Consider the following 18,480-nt stretch of genomic DNA (forward strand, 5'->3'; position numbering starts at 1 on the left):
GCCCACGTGAACGTGCTGGACATCCTGTTGCTGCTCGCCGCCGTATGGTTCGCGATCGTCGGCTACCGCCAGGGGTTCGTCGTCGGCATCATGTCGGTGATCGGCTTCCTCGGCGGTGGCCTCGTCGCCGTGTCCCTGCTTCCGCTGATCTGGGACCGGGTGACGGACGACGGCACCCAGGTGTCCACCACGGTCGTCGTGATCTCCGTAGTCGTGATCATCATCTGTGCCTCGATCGGCCAGGCCCTGACCACCCATCTCGGGAGCAAACTCCGCCGCCAGATCACCTGGTCGCCGGCGCGCGCGCTCGACGCGACCGGCGGCGCCCTGGTCAACGTGGTCGCGATGCTGCTGGTGGCCTGGCTGATCGGTTCCGCGCTCGCCGGGACCTCACTTCCCACCCTGGGCAAGGAGGTCCGCAACTCCAAGGTCCTCCTCGGCGTGTCGCGGGTGCTGCCCGAGCAGGCGAACACCTGGTTCTCCGACTTCAGCTCCACCCTCGCGCGCAACGGCTTCCCCCAGGTGTTCAGCCCGTTCTCCAACGAGCCCATCACCGAGGTGCAGGCGCCCGACCCGACGCTCGCCAGCAGCCCCGTGGCCGAGGTGGCGAAGCGCTCGATCGTGAAGGTCGTCGGTACCGCGCCCAGCTGCAGCAAGGTGCTGGAGGGCACGGGCTTCGTCTTCGCGCCCGGCAAGGTGATGACCAACGCGCACGTCGTCGGCGGGGTCAGCGAGCCGACCGTCCAGATCGGCGGCGAGGGCAGGCTGTACGACGCCAAGGTCGTGCTCTACGACTGGGCGCGCGACATCGCCGTCCTGGACGTGCCGAAGCTGAAGGCGCCGGTGCTGGAGTTCTCCGAGAAGGACGCGGCGAGCGGGAACGACGCCATCGTCGCGGGCTTCCCCGAGAACGGCGGGTACGACGTCCGCTCGGCCCGCGTCCGCGGGCGGATCAACGCCAACGGCCCGGACATCTACCACCGGGGTACGGTCCGACGGGACGTCTACTCGCTGTTCGCGACGGTCCGCCAGGGCAACTCGGGCGGACCGCTGCTGACGCCCGACGGCAGGGTGTACGGAGTCGTCTTCGCGAAGTCCCTCGACGACCCCAACACCGGTTACGTGCTGACGGCGGACGAGATCCGCGACGACATCCGGGTCGGCAAGGACGCCGTGCGCCGGGTCGACAGCCAGGGCTGCGCGCTCTGAGGCGCCGCTCCCGCCGGGTCCCTACGTCCGTGGATGGCGCAGGCGCGCGGAGACCCAGCGGGCCCGTCGGCGCAGGATGAGCGGAATCCCGAGGCGGGGGTCGTGGCCGTGCCGGCCGGCCCTCTCGTGGGTGCCCGGCGTAGCTGCCGAGCGGCGTTCGTGCGCGGTGTCACCGTAGTCGTGCGTCCAGCTCATACTCCGAGCTCTGCCCGTGGCCCAAGGTCCGTAACCCCGCCGAGGGCGGCCAATTGGCCTATGCGCCAGGCAATTGAATGCTCGTAGGACAAGCGTACGATCCAACTCCCGCTTCCTCAGGGGGCGATAGCCGGGTCAGCGGCCGTCAGCGGCTCGTCAGCGGTCCGGCTCGGGATCCTTGAGCCAGTTCACCAGCTCGGACGAGAAGGCGACCGGGTCCTCCTCGTGCGGGAAGTGCCCGAGCCCGTCGAACAGCCGCCACCGGTAAGGGGCTTCGACGTACTCCCCGGAACCGGCCGCACTGCGCGTACGCATCACCGGGTCGAGCGAACCGTGCAGGTGCAGCGTCGGCACCCGCACCGGACGCTTCATCCGCCGGTTGAACTGGATCCCGTCGGGCCGTGCCATCGACCGCATCATCCAGCGGTACGGCTCGATCGAGCAGTGCGCGGTGGACGGGATGCACATGGCCCGCCGGTACACCGCCAGATCCTCGTCCTCGGGCGGCCGCGGCCCCGACCAGTCCCGGATCAGCTCCCCCACGAGCGCCCCGCCGTCGGCGACGAGCTGCCGCTCGGGGACGAACGGCCGCTGGAAGCCCCAGATGTGTGAACTCGCCCGGGTCTGACCGAAGTCCGACAGCATCGCCGAGCGCCAGCGGCGCGGATGCGGCATGGAGGAGACCACGAGCCGGCGCACCAGCTTGGGCCGCATCACGGCCGCCGTCCAGGCGAGGTAACCGCCCAGGTCGTGCCCGACGAGCGCGGCGTCCGGCTCGCCGAGGGACCGTACGACTCCGGTGATGTCGAGCGCCAGGTTGGCGGGGTCGTAGCCGCGCGGGGTGCGGTCGCTGCCGCCCACCCCGCGCAGGTCCATCGCGACGGCCCGGTACCCGGCGTCGGCGAGGGCGGTCATCTGGTGCCGCCAGGTCCACCAGAACTGCGGGAAGCCGTGGAGCAGCAGCACCAGCGGCCCGTCGCCGAGCTCGGCGACGTGGAAACGGGCGCCGTTCGCGGCCACGTCCCGGTGCGTCACCGCCTGCCCGCCGGGGAGGTCGAGCCGTACCGCCGTGGCAGCTGTGGGAGGAACGCTGGAGTCCGGGGTGGGCGCTGTCATGAGGACGAGCGTGCCACACCCACAGCCTTGTCACTCACCGGCCGCGGGTGCGGCTTGACGGTCCCGACCAGCGCGGCGGTCTGCTTGACGGAGGCGATGGACTTCTCCGGCGGCTTGACCTTCTTGAACTTCCGTACGGCGATCAGCGCGAGCACGCCCGCGATCAGCAGGAACGCGACGCCGACGATGAGGAAGGACCAGGCGAGCCCGAGCCCGAGGTTGTGGATCCCGTACGCCGCGGCGAAGCTCAGCACCGGGAGGGAGAAGAGCGCGAGCACTCCTGCCACGACGATGGCGGCGGATCCGCCGCCCACGCGCTTGGCGTCCTCGCGGATCTCCGCCTTGGCGAGGGCGATCTCGTCGTGCACCAGCGCGGACATCTCGGCGGTGGCCGAGGCGACCAGCTGGCCGAGTGTGAGCTCGGCTCCCCGCGCCTCTTGGTCCACTGCGCTCATCGCTCTCTCCCTCTGTCGTCTGCTGCCGGTCGGCGCGGCTGTCCTGCGTCGTCAGTCAGATCATGCCGGACGGTCGCCGTCGGTGGTGGACCCGGCCGCGGTTTGGAGCTCGGTGGCGGACTCGTCCGCGGCCTTGCGGCGGTGTTCCGCGGCCCGGTCCTCGTAGATCTTGGCCATCCGCAGGTGGTACTCGGGGTTGTGCTCCTCGTAGATGTCCGGGATGCCGTCGTGGTCGTCGTCGCGCTCCTCGGCCTCGGTGAGCGCCCGGTAGGTGCGGTCGCGGAGCTTGAGCATGACGCACGCGATCACGGCGGCGATCAGGGAGCCGATCAGGACGGCCGCTTTGACCTCGTCGGTGAGGACCGCGTCACCGGCGAAGGCGAGTTCGCCGATCAGGAGGGAGACGGTGAAGCCGATGCCGGCGAGCGAGGCCACGGCGAGCACGTCCGGCCAGGCGAGGTCCTCGTTCAGCTCGGCCCTGGTGAAGCGGGCGGCCAGCCAGGTGCCGCCGAAGATCCCCACCGCCTTGCCGATGACCAGTCCGAGCACCACACCGAGGGTCTCGGGCCGGGTGAAGACCTGGGCGATGGCCTCGTCGGAGAGGGAGACACCGGCGGAGAAGAGGGCGAAGAGGGGGACGGCGAGACCGGCCGACACGGGCCGGACCAGGTGCTCGATGTGCTCGCCGGGGGACTGCCGTTCGCCCTCCTGGCGGGTGCAGCGGAGCATCAGGCCCATGGCGACACCGGCGATGGTGGCGTGGACACCGCTGTTGTACATCAGGCCCCAGATGACCAGGGCGAGCGGAACGTAGACGTACCAGCCGTGGACGCCGCGGCGCAGCAGGAACCAGAAGAGGGCGAGGCCCACGAACGCGCCGCCGAGCGCGAGGAAGTCGATCTCGCTGGTGAAGAACACCGCGATGATCAGGATGGCGAAGAGGTCGTCGACGACCGCCAGGGTCAGCAGGAAGGCGCGCAGGGCAGACGGCAGTGAGGTGCCGATGACGGCGAGGACGGCGAGCGCGAAGGCGATGTCGGTGGCGGTCGGAACGGCCCAGCCGTCGGTGGAGCCGCCGCCCAGGACGTTGACGAGTACGTAGACCACGGCGGGTACGGCCATGCCGCACAGGGCGGCGATCACCGGGAGCGCGGCTGCCCTGGCATCGCGCAGATCGCCCGCGACGAGCTCGCGCTTGAGCTCGATGCCGGCGACGAAGAAGAAGATGGCGAGGAGTCCGTCGGCCGCCCAGTGCTGGAGCGAGAGGTCCAGGCCGAGGGCGGCGGGGCCGATGTGGAAGGAACGGACGCTGGCGTAGCTGTCCGAGATGGCGGGGATGTTCGCCCACAGGAGGGCGGCGATCGCGGCCACGAGCAGCAGCACGCCGCCGACGGTCTCGGCGCGCAGGGCGTCGCCGACGAAGCGGAGCTCGGGCAGGGAGAGACGGCCGAGCAGCTTGGGGCTCTTGCGGTCGGTGGGGCTGGGCGCGGCCACGAGGGGACACCTCCGGGGGCGGTTGGACGGCATGGCGGAACTCATTGCCGACCAGACTTCCCGGCGCACCCTGTGGTCTTTCTTTACGCTTTGAATATTTTACAGGTGCACGCGAGGACGTATCCGGTGATCATCACTTTAGGTGCGAAAGGGGCATCCGGCGCGGCGCGCCGGATGCCCCTTTCGGTGTGTCGGTGTGGGTCAGTGCGTCCCGGGCGGTGTGCCTCAGTCCTCGCTGCCGGCGGCCGGGAGCTTGCTCTGGATCAGGTCCATGACCGAGGAGTCGGCGAGCGTGGTGACGTCACCGACCGTGCGGTTCTCCGCCACGTCGCGCAGCAGACGGCGCATGATCTTGCCCGAGCGGGTCTTCGGCAGCTCCTGGACCGGCAGGATGCGCTTCGGCTTGGCGATCGGGCCGAGCGTGCTGCCCACGTGGTTGCGCAGGTCCGCGACCAGGTTCTCGGTCTCGGAGGCGCTGCCGCGCAGGATGACGAAGGCGACGATGGCCTGGCCGGTGGTCTCGTCGTTGGCGCCGACCACGGCGGCCTCGGCGACCGAGGGGTGCGAGACGAGGGCCGACTCGACCTCGGTGGTGGAGATGTTGTGGCCGGAGACGAGCATGACGTCGTCGACCCGGCCGAGCAGCCAGATGTCGCCGTCGTCGTCCTTCTTGGCGCCGTCGCCCGCGAAGTACTTGCCCTCGAAGCGCGACCAGTAGGTGTCGATGAACCGCTGGTCGTCGCCCCAGATGGTGCGCAGCATCGACGGCCACGGCTCGGTGAGGACCAGGTAGCCGCCTCCGCCGTTGGGGACCTCGTGTGCCTCGTCGTCGACGACGGTGGCGGAGATGCCGGGCAGGGCGCGCTGGGCGGAGCCGGGCTTGGTGGCGGTGACGCCCGGCAGGGGGGAGATCATCATCGCGCCGGTCTCGGTCTGCCACCAGGTGTCCACGATCGGGCAGCGGTCGGCGCCGATGTGCTTGCGGTACCAGATCCAGGCCTCGGGGTTGATCGGCTCGCCGACCGAGCCCAGGACGCGCAGGCTCGACAGGTCGAACTTCGCGGGGATGTCGTCGCCCCACTTCATGAACGTGCGGATGGCCGTGGGCGCCGTGTAGAGGATGGTCACCCCGTACTTCTGGACGACCTCCCAGAACCGGCCCTGGTGCGGGGTGTCGGGCGTGCCCTCGTACATGACCTGGGTGGCGCCGTTCGCGAGCGGCCCGTAGACGATGTAGGAGTGCCCGGTCACCCAGCCGATGTCGGCGGTGCACCAGTAGACGTCGGTCTCCGGCTTGAGGTCGAAGACCGCGTGGTGGGTGTACGCGGCCTGCGTGAGGTAGCCGCCGGAGGTGTGCAGGATGCCCTTCGGCTTCCCCGTGGTCCCCGAGGTGTAGAGGATGAACAGCGGGTGCTCGGCGTCGAACGGCTGCGGGGTGTGCTCGGCGGACTGCCGGGCGACCACGTCGTGCCACCAGACGTCGCGGCCCTCGGTGAAGGCGGTGTCCTGGCCGGTGCGGCGCACGACGAGCACGTGCTCGACCTGCGGACACCTGGCGACGGCCTCGTCGATGGCGGGCTTGAGGGCGCTGGGCTTGCCACGGCGGTAGCCGCCGTCGGCGGTGATGACCAGCTTGGCGTCGGCGTCCTGGATGCGGGAGGCGACGGCGTCGGCGGAGAAACCGCCGAAGACCACGGAGTGCGCGGCGCCGACGCGGGCGCACGCGAGCATCGCGACGACCGCCTCGGGGATCATCGGCAGGTAGACGGCGACGCGGTCGCCGGCCCCGACACCCAGCTCGGTCAGGGCGTTGGCGGCCCGGGAGACCTCGTCCTTGAGCTCGGCGTAGGTGATCGAGCGGCTGTCGCCGGGCTCGCCCTCGAAGTGGATGGCGACGCGGTCGCCGTTGCCGGCCTCGACGTGGCGGTCCACGCAGTTGTACGCGACGTTGAGCTTGCCGTCCGCGAACCACTTCGCGAAGGGCGGGTTCGTCCAGTCGAGCGTCTCGGTCGGCTCGGTGGCCCAGGTCAGCCGCCGGGCCTGCTCGGCCCAGAAGCCCAGCCGGTCCGCGTCGGCCTGTGCGTACGCAGCCTCGGTCACATTGGCGGCGGCGGCCAGATCGGCGGGCGGTGCGAACCGCCGCTCCTCCTTGAGCAGATTGGCCAGGCTCTCATTGCTCACGACATCTCCCTTTCCCAGGGTGTCCGTTGTGTCCCCGGGCATAGCTCATCAGTCAGCGGCCCAGGTGACAAGGGGTAGCCGAGAATTGGTTTAGACCTATATCACGACCTGGCCCGCGCGAGAACGGAGTGCGAATGGCCCCTCCCCGCCGCAGGGGGCGGGAAGGGGCCAAACGATTGCACGAATACGGGAGGGTATCGGTTCAGGCGTGCTGGCCCACGCTGTCGAAGACCCGGCAGTCGAAGAAGTCCTCGCCCTCGGACAGCAGATACGCCTGGGCCTCGCCCACGTGGAAGTACATTCCGTGCAGCTCCAGGGTGCCCTCGGCGAGCCGCCTGGCCACCGATTCGTGGGCCCGCAGATGCTCCAGCTGCTGGACCACGTTGGTCAGGCACAGCTGCTCCACCGCGTCCGCCGGGAGCCGGCCCGAGATCCGCGCCCAGGCGTGGTGGCGGCTGGCCATCCGCTCCAGGCTGGGCAGCCCGTGCTTGAGCCAGCGCCGCAGCGGGGTCATCGGGGCGCCGGGCGTGGAGGAGAGCAGGGCCTGCATGGCGCCGCAGCCCGAGTGCCCGCACACCGTGATGCTGTCCACCTGCAGCACGTCCACGGCGTACTCGATGGCCGCGGCGACGGAGTCGTCGGTGGACTCCGCGCCGGGCAGCGGTACCAGATTGCCGACGTTGCGGACCGTGAACAGGTCGCCCGGCCCGCTGGCCGTGATCATGCTGGTCACCAGGCGGGAGTCGGCACAGGTGAGGAAGAGCTGGGAGGGCCGCTGTCCCTCACGGGCCAGCCGGGCCAGCTCGTCCCGTACGTGGGGCGCGGTGTCGCGCTGGAAGGCGCTGATCCCGCTGGCCAGTTGGCCCGCGCCGCGCCGCCGGAGGGCGGGCGAGCCGGCCTGCTCGGCGGCACCCTGCGGCTGCGCCCCCGTGGCTGTCGCGGCTGCCTCGGCCGCCGCGGCGGCAGTGACCGTACGGGTACCCGCGGGGCGGTGGTCGCAGTGGTTCTGCCACGGCGTCCAGGGGCGGCAGCACTGGTGCGCGCCGCGCTGCGGTGCGCGGCGGGACCGGTCCGCGGGGTGGCTCCCGTCGGAGGACTCCCCGGCGGAGGCGGTTGCGGGCACGGACTCGGCCGGCCGCGCCGACGCTCCGGCGCGGCCGGTGACCTCGAGTGAGCCCCCGTGCGCCAGGTGGGAGTCCTGCCAGTCGTGCAGGGTCTCGTAGGCCGCGTGGTCCATGAACGAGCCGTCCAGCTCGATCACCGCGTGCCCGTCGTGCGGAATCTGGTTCAGCACGCGGCTCAGCCGGGGCACCGCGAGGAAGGTCAACTGCCCGCGCGCCCGGACCCGGTGGGCCCCGCTGTCCAGGCGCTCCAGAGTGATCCGGGTCCGTGTGAGCCGGTACAGGGCCAGCGCGACGGCCACCGCGATCCCGATGGCCACGCCCTCCAGGACCCCGCCGAGCACCACGGAGACGATCGTCGTGACGTAGACCAGGATCTCCCGGTGCCGCGTGACATTGCGCAGATGCGTGATGTTGACCATCTGCACGCCGACCGCCATCACGAGGGCGGCCAGCGCGGCGAGCGGGATCAGGTCGAGGACCGGGACGAGCAGGCCGGCCGCCAGTACCACCCAGAGGCCGTGCAGCATGGTCGATTTCCGGCTGACCGCGCCGGACTTGACGTTGGCCACGCTCCGGACGGCCACACCCGAGACGGGCAGTCCGCCGAGTGCGCCGGAGACGATGTTCGCCGCACCCTGCCCCCACAGCTCGCGGTTGAGGTCGGCGCGCGGGGGGCGGTTGTCCGTGCGCCGCTCGGAGGCGATCAGCTTGTCGGTCGCGACCGCTGAGAGCAGGGACTGCACGCTGCCGACCAGGGCGATGGTCAGGACGGCGGCGAGGATGCCGAGGACGGGGCCGTCGGGCAGCTCGGGCAGGGCGTGGCTGCGCCAGGACGGCAGGTCCACCCTGGGCAGGGCGAGCCCGGACAGCGCGGCGGCGGCCGTGGCCGCGGCAACGGCCGCCAGCGCGGCGGGGGCCTTGCGCAGGACCCGGCCGGCCCGTCCGGGCAGCCACGGCCAGGCCAGCAGGACGGCCAGGGTCAGGGCGCTGACGCCGAGTGCCGCGGGATGCAGATCGGCCAACTGGGCGGGCAGTCCGAGGACGTTGGCCACGGCGGAGCTCTGGGGGTTGCCGCCGAGCACGATGTGCAGCTGGGCGAGGGCGATCGTCACACCGATCCCGGCGAGCAGGCCGTGCACGATGGCCGGGCTGACCATGAGCGCCGACCGGGCGGTGCGCAGGGCGGCGAGACCGAGCTGGCAGAGGCCGGCGAGCACGGTGATGGCGCAGGTGGTGCGCCATCCGTAGCGCTGGATCAACTCGGCGGTGACCACGGTCAGTCCGGCGGCGGGCCCGCTCACCTGGAGCGGGGCGCCACCGAGCCACCCGGCGACGATCCCGCCGACCGCCGCGGCGACCAGCCCCGCCTGGAGCGGTGCGCCGGTGGCCAGGGCGATGCCGAGCGAGAGGGGCAGGGCGATCAGGAAGACGGCGATGGAGGCGGAGAGATCCGTGGGAAAGTCCCTGCGGATCTGTCCTGTCGTGGGTGCGGGGGAGGTGGCTGTCATGGGTTCCCGTCTCCTCTGGGGAGGGATGAAGCGGCGGGAGTCTCAACGCTCGGTAAATGAATGGTAATGGAGAGTAAAGGTGAGCGGTGAATAATACGGGCAAATGGCCTATGAATTAGCACTCAAGGGTGATTAAGCATTTTGTCCGGCTTGTCATACCTTCTCTCGACCGGACCGCGTGGGACGTTGCGGCGCGGAAGTCCTGCGATGGAACTGCGAGGGAGAGGTGGGGCGGATGATCGCCGCCACGAAGAAGATCGCCGGAGGTCTGGTCGCCACGGCGCTGGTCCTGGGAGCCGCCGGGTGCAGCACCTCGGAACCCGCCAAGTCGCCGGCCCCCGGGGCCCCGAACGCACTCAAGGGGGCCGCCGCCCCGGAGGCTCCGGGCAGCGTCAACCGGCCCATCGGCGACGGTTCGACCGCGTACACCGGCATGCAGCCGAACGTGCAGAAGCCGAAGAAGCTGGGGCCCGGCGAAAAGCCGCCGCAGTTCGTGGTGTTCTCGTGGGACGGTGCCGGCGAGGACAGCCAGAAGCTCTTCTCGCACTTCCGCGAGGTCGGCAAGAAGTACAACGCCCGCATGACGTACTTCCTCAGCGGCGTCTACATGCTCCCGGAGGAGAAACGTTCCCTCTATACGGCGCCCCAGCACGAGTCCGGCCGCTCCGACATCGGCTTCGGCGACCTCCAGGGCATCAAGGACACCGCCACCCAGGTCCGCGCGGCCTGGCTGGAGGGCAATGAGATCGGCACCCACTTCAACGGGCACTTCTGCGGACCCGACGGCGGCGTCGGCACCTGGTCCGTGGAGGAGTGGAAGAGCGAGATCAACCAGGCCAAGTCCTTCGTCAAGAACTGGAAGACCAACTCCGGCCTGAAGGACCAGGAGGCGCTCCCCTTCAACTACGACAAGGAGCTCATCGGCGCCCGCACCCCGTGCCTCGAAGGCCAGAAGAACTTCATGCTGGCGGCGAAGGACATGGGTTTCCGCTACGACTCCAGCGGCATCAGCAAGCAGATCTGGCCCAAGAAGACGGACGGGCTCTGGGACATCCCGCTCCAGCTGGTGCCCATGCCGGGGCGGGCCTTCGACACCCTGAGCATGGACTACAACTACATGGTCAACCAGTCGGGGACGACCTCACAGGGCGACCCCTCCCAGCACGCGTACTGGGGTGACCAGATGCGCGACGGCCTGCGGGAAGCCTTCGACCGCGTCTACCAGGGCAACCGCGCACCGCTGATCATCGGCAACCACTTCGAGTCCTGGAACGGCGGCACCTACATGCGCGCCGTCGAGGAGTCCATCAAGACCATGTGCACCCAGAAGGAGGTCCGCTGCGTCCCGTTCCGGGAGCTGGCGGACTGGCTGGACGCGCAGGACCCGAAGACCCTGGAGTGGATGCGCACCCTCGACGTCGGCGAGGCGCCGAAGGAGGGCTGGGCGAAGTTCCTGACCGCGGGGCCGCCGGCGGCGCCGGCCGCCCCCGCGGGCGTCAAGCCGGCTGCGGAGCCGGCCGGGGGGAGTGCGGACGAGGGCTGACGAGCGCCTCGGCCCCCTCGCGCAGGACGAAATCGGGGTCGACCTGGTCAGCCAGGTCGACCCCGGTCTTGGCGTTGCCCCAGCTCTCGGCGTTCTTGAGGTGGAAGCTCACCATCTGTTCCGTGTACCGCGCCCAGTCGCGGTGCGCGTACGAGTCGTCGGCGGCGTCCTGGAGCTCCTGGAGGGCGAACCGGTTGGACGCCTCCAGCAGCTCGAAGGGGGCGGGCCGGCCCTTCTCCATCGCCCGCACCCAGTCGGAGTGCCCGATGGTGACCAGCAGGTCCTCGCCCACCTCGTCCTGGAGGAACTCGATGTCCTCGGGGCCCTGCACCTTGTTGCCGATGACCTTGAGCGCGACCCCGAAGTCCCGCGCGTACTCCTTGTACTGGCGGTAGACGGAGACGCCCTTGCGGGTCGGTTCGGCGACCAGGAAGGTCACGTCGAAGCGGGTGAACATGCCCGAGGCGAAGGAGTCCGAGCCGGCCGTCATGTCGACGACCACGTACTCGTCGGGACCGTCGACCAGGTGGTTGAGGCAGAGCTCGACCGCTCCGACCTTGGAGTGGTAGCAGGCCACGCCCAGATCGGCCTCGGTGAACGGCCCGGTGGCCATGAGCCGTACGGGCTCCCCGTCGAGCAGGACCGTGCGCGCGCAGGCCTCGTACACCGGGTTGTCCCCGGTGACGCGCAGCAGGCGCGAGCCGCGGCCGGGCGGGGTGGTCTTGATCATCGAGTCGGCGGACGCGATGCGCGGATTGGAGCCCCGCAGGTACTCCTTGATCAGGGGCAGGTGCGCGCCGAGGGCGGGCAGTTCGGCGGCCTCCTCCTCGGTGAGTCCGAGCGCGGCGCCCAGGTGCTGGTTGATGTCGGCGTCCACCGCGACGACAGGGGCTTCGTTGGCGGCGAGGTGGCGGATGAAGAGGGAGGACAGGGTCGTCTTGCCGCTGCCGCCCTTCCCCACGAAAGCGATCTTCATGTTCACCAAGCGTAGCGGCTCGACAGCATTGCGTGGTCGAGGTGAGTGAAGAAGACCACTCCAAGGAGGGGTCGGTGCTACGGGTGCGCAGTGCGTAGGCTCCCTACTTATGAGTAGCGCTTCTGACCCGCTGGCCCCCCTGGCCGGGCTGCCTGGTGTCGCCGAGTCCGTGGATTCCGTACGCAAGGCCGTGGACCGCGTCTACGGGCACCGGGTGATGCGTCGCCGCAGTGGTGAGATCACCTCGGAGGCCGCCCTGCGCGGCGCCCGCGCGAGCGCGGCGCTGTCCGGTGCGGACTGGGCGCTGGAGGAGGTGCGCCGCCGGACCGACTTCGGGTCGGAGCCGGAGGCACTGACGGTGGGCGCGGCGCTGCGGCTGACGGCGGAGGCCGGCCAGCTGCTGAGCATCTGGCGGCAGTCGCCGCTGCGGGTCCTGGCTCGGCTGCACCTGGTGGCGTGCGGGTCGACGGCGGACGGCGACGTGGTGGGCCGCCCCCGGCTGGCGGGCGAACCGGTGGACGAGCCCCTGGTCGGGCTCCTGCTGCCGAGCGCCGAGGAGGTGGCGGGTCGCCTCGACGGGCTGTCCCGCCTGATCATCGCGGGCGGGTCCGCCCCGGCCCTGGTCACCGCCGCGGTGGTGCACGGCGAACTGCTGGCGCTGCGTCCGTTCGCGTCGTACAACGGGCTGGTCGCGCGGGCGGCCGAGCGGATCGTGCTGATCAACAGCGGTCTGGACCCGAAGGCCATCTGCCCGGCGGAGGTGGGCCACGCGGAGCAGGGGAACGACGCCTACCTGGCTGCTTTCGAGGGCTACGTCTCCGGGACCGCGGAGGGGATGTCCGCCTGGATCGCGCACTGCGGCCGGGCCGTCGAGCTGGGCGTCCGTGAGTCGACGGCGGTCTGCGAAGCCCTGCAGCGCGGCGCGGCCTGAGCTGCCGCCCGTTCCGCCGTTCGGCCCCCGTGTCCGAGGCTTTCGGCCCCGGACACGGGTTGCGGCGACACCGTCTTGCTTTGGTGTCGCCGCTGGCATTTACGCCCAGTTACCAAGCGTCCTCGATAGTTGCCCATCAGGTCGGGGTCTTTGCCCGTTACCTGGTGCGGCTGGCCCGTAATCGACGGGTCGACGTCGCGTGGGTGCTCGGCGCTCATGCTTCGGTCCGTGGGCCTTACTGCGTTTTAAAGATGATCCTCTCGGATGTTCTTTGGTCTCGCGGGCCGTTGCTTTATTTGTACTCCGCTTCGGAGCTATGCGAAACCCCTCGCTCCACTTTTTACTTTCCAGGACGACCGAGGGCGAACCGGACAGTTCTTATCCGTGCAGGTCAGGACATTCAGGCAGAGCCGCCCGCGGCCAGCGCATGGGCGCGGCGCCGGCTCGCGTACCAGACCAGCCCGGCCGTGGCGGCTGCCGCGCCCACGGCCGCCGCGGCGACCAGGGCGGGCCGGGTCGGCATGGACAGCCCGGGGAGGCGCTGCTTCAGCCGCACGGGGCGGTTGAAGACCAGGACCGGCCACTCGCGCGCCACGGCTTCCCGGCGCAGCGCGCGGTCGGGGTTGACGGCGTGCGGGTGCCCGACCGCCTCGAGCATCGGGACGTCGGTGGCCGAGTCGCTGTAGGCGTAGCAGCGGGCGAGGTCGTACCCCTCGGACTCCGCGAGTTCGCGTACTGCCTCCGCCTTGGTGGGCCCGTAGGCGTAGTACTCGATCTCGCCGGTGAAGCAGCCGTCCTCACCCACGACCATGCGGGTGGCGACGACCCGGTCGGCGCCGAGCATCTCCCCGATGGGCTCGACGACTTCCGCGCCGGAGGTGGACACGATCACCACGTCGCGGCCCGCGGTGTGGTGGGCCTCGATCAGGGACGCGGCCTCGTCGTAGATGATCGGGTCGATGAGGTCGTGCAGGGTCTCGGCGACGATCTCCCGCACCTGCTGCACGTTCCACCCCTTGCAGAGGGCGGACAGGTACTCCCGCATCCGTTCCATCTGATCGTGGTCGGCGCCGCCGGCCAGGAAGATGAACTGCGTGTACGCGGTGCGCAACACGGCTCGCCGGTTGATCAGGCCGCCTTGGTAGAAGGACTTGCTGAACGTCAAGGTGCTCGACTTCGCAATGACCGTCTTGTCCAGGTCGAAGAAGGCTGCGGTGCGAGGCGAGGAGTGCGGCAAGGGCTGATTTTCCACGCCCCGAGCATATGCGCCCACCATTCGGCGTAAGGTGTGGCGCGTGGGTTTGCCTGAGAAGGCTCTCGGGTACACCATGGAAGTCACGGATCGTTCGCGACCGTGCTAACCCGGTCTGGCTCCTCCCCCCCCGAGTCGGACCGTGGGGACGACCCCCGCTCTCCCCCCCGGCGGGGGTCGTCGCATGTCCGGACGCGGTTCGCGTCCCTGCCTTCGGCCCCGAGCGACCATCCTCCGGCCTTTCCTCTTGTGCGGGGCCGACGCGGCGAAGGCCCTCACCACATCAGACTCGTGACGGTGCGTAGTGGTTCCGCCGCGCTCCGGAACTCACCTGAGAGGGTGACCGGGTTATTCACAAGCGCCGGGTTGTCCACAGTTATCCAACAAGATCCACTTCTTTTTCCTGATCGCTGCACGGTGATTCCAGCCGCGAAGTCCGTGGCGGAGGCATTTGCAGGGAGAAGGGGGCGGAGATCGTGGCCCGATCGAAGTCGTGTGAAACGCGGGAGTCCGTGGTCGGCGGAAGGGGGACCGCAGTCGGTACGGGTCCCGGACCCGGTTCCGTGGCCGGATCCGTACCCGGGGGCGGGCGGCCGCTGATCATCACCGAGGACCCGCTGCTGCTCGACGATCTGCTCAGGCTGTGTGCCGCGGCGGGTGCCGAGCCGCACGTGCACCACGCGCCCCCGGAGCGGAGCGGGGCCGTCGGGGCGGGTGGTGAGACGGGGAACGCGGGATGGGACTGCGCACCTCTCGTGCTGGTGGGGGACGACGCCGCCCGACGGGTGCGCGGGGCGCCGCGCAGGGCCGGGGTGCTCCTCGTCGGCCGGGACCTGGACGACCCCCATGTGTGGCAACGGGCCGTGGAGATCGGTGCCGAGGAGGTGCTGCGGCTCCCCGACGCCGAGAGCAGGCTCGTCGACCGCATCGCCGATGTCGTGGAGGGGGCCGGGCGGCCCGCGCTCGCCGTGGGGGTGATCGGCGGCAGCGGCGGCGCCGGAGCCTCCACCCTGGCCTGCGCGCTGGCCGTACGGGCAGCCCGCGCCGGGGAGCGGACCATCCTTATCGACGGCGATCCGCTCGGCGGTGGCATGGACGTCCTGCTCGGGGGCGAGAGCGCCGAAGGGCTGCGCTGGCCGGACTTCGCGGCCTCGCGGGGCCGGGTCGGCGCCGGAGCGCTGGAGGAGTCCCTGCCCGAGCTGCACGACCTGCGCGTGCTCAGCTGGGACCGCGGCGACCGGGTGGTGGTGCCGCCCGCCGCGATCCGGTCCGTGGTGGCCGCCGCGCGCCGCCGGGGCGGTGTGGTGGTGGTCGACCTCCCGCGGCGGGTCGACGAACCCGTGGCAGAGGTGCTGGCCCAGCTCGACCTGGTGCTGATGGTGGTGCCGGGCGAGTTGCGGTCGGTGGCCGCCGCGGGCCGGGTGGCGGCCGGGGTGCGTATGGTGGCCCGGGACGTCCGGGTCGTCGTACGGGGAGGCCGCCCGGGCGGCCTCGAACCGGAGTCCGTGGCCGGGCTGTTGGGGGCGCCGCTGGCCGGGGAGGTGCCGGTCGAGCTGGGGCTCCCGGGGCGGGTGGCCGAGGGGGAACCGCCGGGGACGCAGTCGAAGGGCGCGCTGGCCCGCTTCTGCGACGGCTTCTGGCAGCGGGCCCTCGGCTCCGCCCAGGGGGTGCCGGCATGAGCGCGGCGCTCCTGGACGCGGTGCGCCGACGGCTCGCCGAGAGCGGGGCGGAACCGACCCCCGCGCGGGTGGCGGCGGCCCTGCGGGCCCAGGGCAGGCTGCTCGGGGACGCCGAAGTGCTCGGCGTGGCAGCCCAGTTACGGTCCGAGCTGGTCGGCGCGGGCCCGCTGGAGGCACTGCTGGGCGATCCGGAGGTCACCGATGTGCTGGTGGCGGCCCCCGACCGGGTGTGGGTGGACCGCGGCGGCGGACTGGAGCTGACCGCAGTGACCTTCGCCGACGCCGAGGCCGTGCGCAGGCTCGCCCAGCGGCTGGCCGCCGTCGCGGGGCGGCGCCTGGACGATGCCCGGCCCTGGGTGGACGCCCGGATGCCCGACGGTACCCGGCTGCACGCCGTACTGCCCCCGGTCTCGGTCGGCTCGGCCTGCCTCTCGCTGCGGGTGGTGCGGCCGCGGGCGTTCACGCTGGAGGAGCTCGTCACCGCGGGGACACTGCCGCCGGGTGGGCACCGACTGCTCAAGGACATGGTCGATGCCCGGTTGTCGTTCCTCGTCTCCGGAGGCACCGGAACGGGCAAGACCACCCTGCTCAGCGCCCTGTTGGGGCTGGTCGGTCCCGGCGAGCGGATCGTGCTGGCCGAGGATTCGGCCGAGCTGCGCCCCGACCATCCGCACGTGGTCCGGCTGGAGACCCGGCCGGCCAACCAGGAGGGGGCGGGTCTGGTCACGCTGGCGGACCTGGTCCGCCAGGCGCTGCGGATGCGGCCCGACCGGCTGGTGGTGGGCGAGGTGCGGGGCGCTGAAGTGGCGGACCTGCTCGCCGCCCTGAACACCGGGCACGAAGGGGGCTGCGGGACGGTCCACGCCAACGCCGCGGCCCATGTTCCCGCGCGGCTGGAGGCGCTCGGTACGGCCGCCGGGCTCGACCGGGCTTCCCTGCACAGCCAGTTGGCCGCGGCACTGACCCTGGTGCTCCACCTGGTCCGGGACCGGGAGGGACGGCGTCGACTGGCCGAGGTGCACGTGCTGGAGCGGGACGCCGCCGGACTGGTGGTCACCGTACCGGCGCTGCGCTGGGCCGCCCGGGGCTTCGTACGGGAGCGCGGCTGGGAGCGGCTGCGCCCGCTGCTGCGAGGCGTCCGGTGAACGCGGGGGCGGGGCTGCCGGTGCCGCTGTTCGCCGGGGTGCTGTGCGCCGGGGCGGCCGCCTGGGGACTGGCGGGCGGGGACCGGGTGTCCCGGCGGGCCCGGACGGTGCTGGCCGCGGGAGGTCCGGTGGTTCCGGGCGGTCCGCTGCCCTCGGAGCGGCTGCTGATCGCCGTACGGGTTCGGGCGGCGCGGTGGCGGGAGTGGGTCTGCCTCGCGGCGGGGCTGGTGGTCGCGGTACTCGGCGGGTCGGTGATCCCGCTGCTTGCGGGGGCGGCGTCGGTGCCGCTGGTGCGCCGGTGGCTGCGGGTACGGGCGCGGGAGCGGGCCCGGGCGGCGCGGGCCGCCGAGGTGGTGGCCCTGTGCGGGGCCGTGGTCGGTGAGCTGCGGGCGGGAGCCCAGCCCGGGCAGGCGCTGACGGCCGCGATGCGCAGGACGGCCGTCGGCCCCGGCGGGCCGGGTGCGGCGGAAACGGGCGTGCTGGCCGCGGCGGCCTTCGGCGGGGACGTGCCCGGTGCGCTGCGCCAGGTGGCGCGGGAGCCCGGGGCGGAGGGGCTGGCCGGGATGGCGGCCTGCTGGCGGGTGTCCGTGGACGGCGGTGCGGGACTGGCCGCCGGGCTGGAACGGCTGGAGGGGGCCCTGCGGGCCGAGCGGGACCGGCAGGAATCGCTGCGGGCCCAGTTGGCGGGGGCCCGGTCGACGGTGCTGGTGCTCGCCCTGCTGCCGCTGGTGGGTCTGCTGATCGGCACCGGGCTGGGCGCGGATCCACTGCGGGTACTGCTGCACACCCCCATGGGGTGGGGTTGCCTGCTGGCGGGCGGGGTGCTGGAGGCGCTCGGGCTGCTGTGGTGCCGGCGGATCGTCCGGGCGGGGGAGCGGTGATGGGTGACTTCCCCGTCCACAGGCTGGGGATCGCCGTCTGCCTGGCCGTGGTCGCGCTGTGGCTGGTGTCGGAGGTGGCGGCGCGGGTCCGGACGCGGACGGCCGGACGCAGGGCCGCGGCCCTGCTGGGGGCCGGACCGGTGCCCCGCGGGCCTGTGGTCGGCTCCGCGCTGGGGCGTGTGGCGGCCGCGTGGGCCGGTCCGGCCGGGGCGCTGCTGGCGGGCTGGGTGCTCGTGGGCGGGTCGACGGGTGTGGTGGTCGGCTGCCTGGCCGCGTTCGGTGTGCGGCGCCGGTGCACCAGGGCGCGGCCGCCGGCCGGAGTGGACCCACGGGAGGCGGAGCGTCAGCTGCCGTTCGCGGCAGACCTGTTGGCGGCATGCCTGGCGGCCGGTGCGGGCCCGGTGGAGGCGGCCGAAGTGGTGGGGGAGTCGCTGGGCGGCCCGGTGGGCGACCGGCTGGCGAGGGCCGGGGCGGAGCTGCGGCTCGGCGGCGAACCGGGCGCCGGGTGGGGGAGGTTGGCGGAGATACCGGGTGCCCGGGCGCTCGCGGACTGCCTGGAACGGGCCGCGCGGACGGGGGCGCCCGCGGCGGAGCCCGTCTCCCGGCTCGCGTCCGGGCTGCGGGACGACCGGGCCCGCACGGCGGGAGCGCGGGCGCAGCGGGCGGCGGTCCTCGTCACCGCACCGGTGGGGCTGTGTTTTCTCCCCGCGTTTCTCGCGATCGGGGTCGCTCCGGTGGTGATCGGTATGGCCTCGGGGCTTCTCTCGAACAACTGAAGTCGCACGTGCCAC

The 18,480-nt window shown here is 71.8% G+C and carries 15 protein-coding genes; 7 read left to right on the forward strand and 8 right to left on the reverse strand.

Annotated elements, in window-relative coordinates; all coding sequences use genetic code 11:
- The first annotated feature begins 6 nt into the window (after window positions 1-6).
- Window positions 7-1,209, forward strand: coding sequence for a MarP family serine protease (locus tag ACXNSR_RS21320; protein ID WP_458637128.1), 1,203 nt, complete (start codon window positions 7-9; stop codon window positions 1,207-1,209).
- A 21-nt stretch (window positions 1,210-1,230) separates the two neighbouring features.
- Here the strand turns inward: ACXNSR_RS21320 and ACXNSR_RS21325 are convergent, their stop codons facing one another.
- The 6 genes from ACXNSR_RS21325 to ACXNSR_RS21350 form a co-directional block, all read right to left on the reverse strand.
- The gene (locus tag ACXNSR_RS21325; protein WP_189743888.1) at window positions 1,231-1,404 is read right to left on the reverse strand and encodes a hypothetical protein; all 174 of its coding nucleotides are present in this window, start codon (window positions 1,402-1,404) and stop codon (window positions 1,231-1,233) included.
- A 156-nt stretch (window positions 1,405-1,560) separates the two neighbouring features.
- On the reverse strand, window positions 1,561-2,520 hold the full coding sequence (locus tag ACXNSR_RS21330; protein ID WP_030010121.1) for an alpha/beta fold hydrolase: 960 nt from the start codon (window positions 2,518-2,520) through the stop codon (window positions 1,561-1,563).
- Window positions 2,517-2,975, reverse strand: a complete 459-nt coding sequence (locus ACXNSR_RS21335; protein WP_458637129.1) for a phage holin family protein — start codon at window positions 2,973-2,975, stop codon at window positions 2,517-2,519. The genes ACXNSR_RS21330 and ACXNSR_RS21335 overlap by 4 nt, the downstream gene beginning before the upstream one ends.
- Before the next feature lie 60 nt (window positions 2,976-3,035).
- The gene (nhaA, locus tag ACXNSR_RS21340; protein WP_458637130.1) at window positions 3,036-4,469 is read right to left on the reverse strand and encodes a Na+/H+ antiporter NhaA; all 1,434 of its coding nucleotides are present in this window, start codon (window positions 4,467-4,469) and stop codon (window positions 3,036-3,038) included.
- 225 nt (window positions 4,470-4,694) lie between these two features.
- Window positions 4,695-6,692, reverse strand: a complete 1,998-nt coding sequence (gene acs / locus ACXNSR_RS21345; protein ID WP_458637131.1) for an acetate--CoA ligase — start codon at window positions 6,690-6,692, stop codon at window positions 4,695-4,697.
- A 160-nt stretch (window positions 6,693-6,852) separates the two neighbouring features.
- Entirely contained in the window at window positions 6,853-9,282 is a 2,430-nt protein-coding gene (locus tag ACXNSR_RS21350; RefSeq protein WP_458637132.1) for a SulP family inorganic anion transporter, read from the reverse strand.
- Window positions 9,283-9,517: 235 nt separating this feature from the next.
- Here ACXNSR_RS21350 and ACXNSR_RS21355 point away from each other — a divergent pair, with 235 nt between their 5' ends.
- Window positions 9,518-10,825 carry a polysaccharide deacetylase family protein gene (locus tag ACXNSR_RS21355; protein ID WP_458637133.1) on the forward strand — a complete coding sequence of 436 codons (1,308 nt, stop codon included), beginning with the start codon at window positions 9,518-9,520 and terminating at the stop codon, window positions 10,823-10,825.
- Here ACXNSR_RS21355 and ACXNSR_RS21360 read toward each other — a convergent pair.
- Window positions 10,779-11,801 carry an ATP-binding protein gene (locus tag ACXNSR_RS21360; protein ID WP_458637134.1) on the reverse strand — a complete coding sequence of 341 codons (1,023 nt, stop codon included), beginning with the start codon at window positions 11,799-11,801 and terminating at the stop codon, window positions 10,779-10,781. The two genes, ACXNSR_RS21355 and ACXNSR_RS21360, sit on opposite strands and share 47 nt — an antisense overlap.
- A gap of 109 nt (window positions 11,802-11,910) precedes the next feature.
- Between ACXNSR_RS21360 and ACXNSR_RS21365 the strand changes: the two genes are divergently transcribed.
- The gene (locus ACXNSR_RS21365; RefSeq protein WP_458637135.1) at window positions 11,911-12,732 is read left to right on the forward strand and encodes a Fic family protein; all 822 of its coding nucleotides are present in this window, start codon (window positions 11,911-11,913) and stop codon (window positions 12,730-12,732) included.
- A 400-nt stretch (window positions 12,733-13,132) separates the two neighbouring features.
- Here the strand turns inward: ACXNSR_RS21365 and ACXNSR_RS21370 are convergent, their stop codons facing one another.
- Window positions 13,133-14,008 (reverse strand): HAD family hydrolase, encoded by an 876-nt coding sequence (locus ACXNSR_RS21370; protein WP_458637136.1) that lies wholly within the window; start codon window positions 14,006-14,008, stop codon window positions 13,133-13,135.
- 539 nt (window positions 14,009-14,547) lie between these two features.
- Here ACXNSR_RS21370 and ssd point away from each other — a divergent pair.
- The 4 genes from ssd to ACXNSR_RS21390 are packed head-to-tail and all read left to right on the forward strand — an operon-like array spanning window position 14,548 to window position 18,465.
- The gene (ssd, locus tag ACXNSR_RS21375; protein ID WP_458637137.1) at window positions 14,548-15,663 is read left to right on the forward strand and encodes a septum site-determining protein Ssd; all 1,116 of its coding nucleotides are present in this window, start codon (window positions 14,548-14,550) and stop codon (window positions 15,661-15,663) included.
- Complete coding sequence (locus tag ACXNSR_RS21380) at window positions 15,660-16,808, forward strand: TadA family conjugal transfer-associated ATPase (RefSeq protein ID WP_458637138.1); 1,149 nt, start codon at window positions 15,660-15,662, stop codon at window positions 16,806-16,808. The genes ssd and ACXNSR_RS21380 overlap by 4 nt, the downstream gene beginning before the upstream one ends.
- On the forward strand, window positions 16,805-17,689 hold the full coding sequence (locus ACXNSR_RS21385) for a type II secretion system F family protein (protein ID WP_458637139.1): 885 nt from the start codon (window positions 16,805-16,807) through the stop codon (window positions 17,687-17,689). The genes ACXNSR_RS21380 and ACXNSR_RS21385 overlap by 4 nt, the downstream gene beginning before the upstream one ends.
- Window positions 17,689-18,465, forward strand: a complete 777-nt coding sequence (locus tag ACXNSR_RS21390; protein WP_458637140.1) for a type II secretion system F family protein — start codon at window positions 17,689-17,691, stop codon at window positions 18,463-18,465. The genes ACXNSR_RS21385 and ACXNSR_RS21390 overlap by 1 nt, the downstream gene beginning before the upstream one ends.
- Window positions 18,466-18,480 lie beyond the last annotated feature (15 nt).

The organism is Streptomyces sp. NC-S4 (assembly GCF_054353315.1).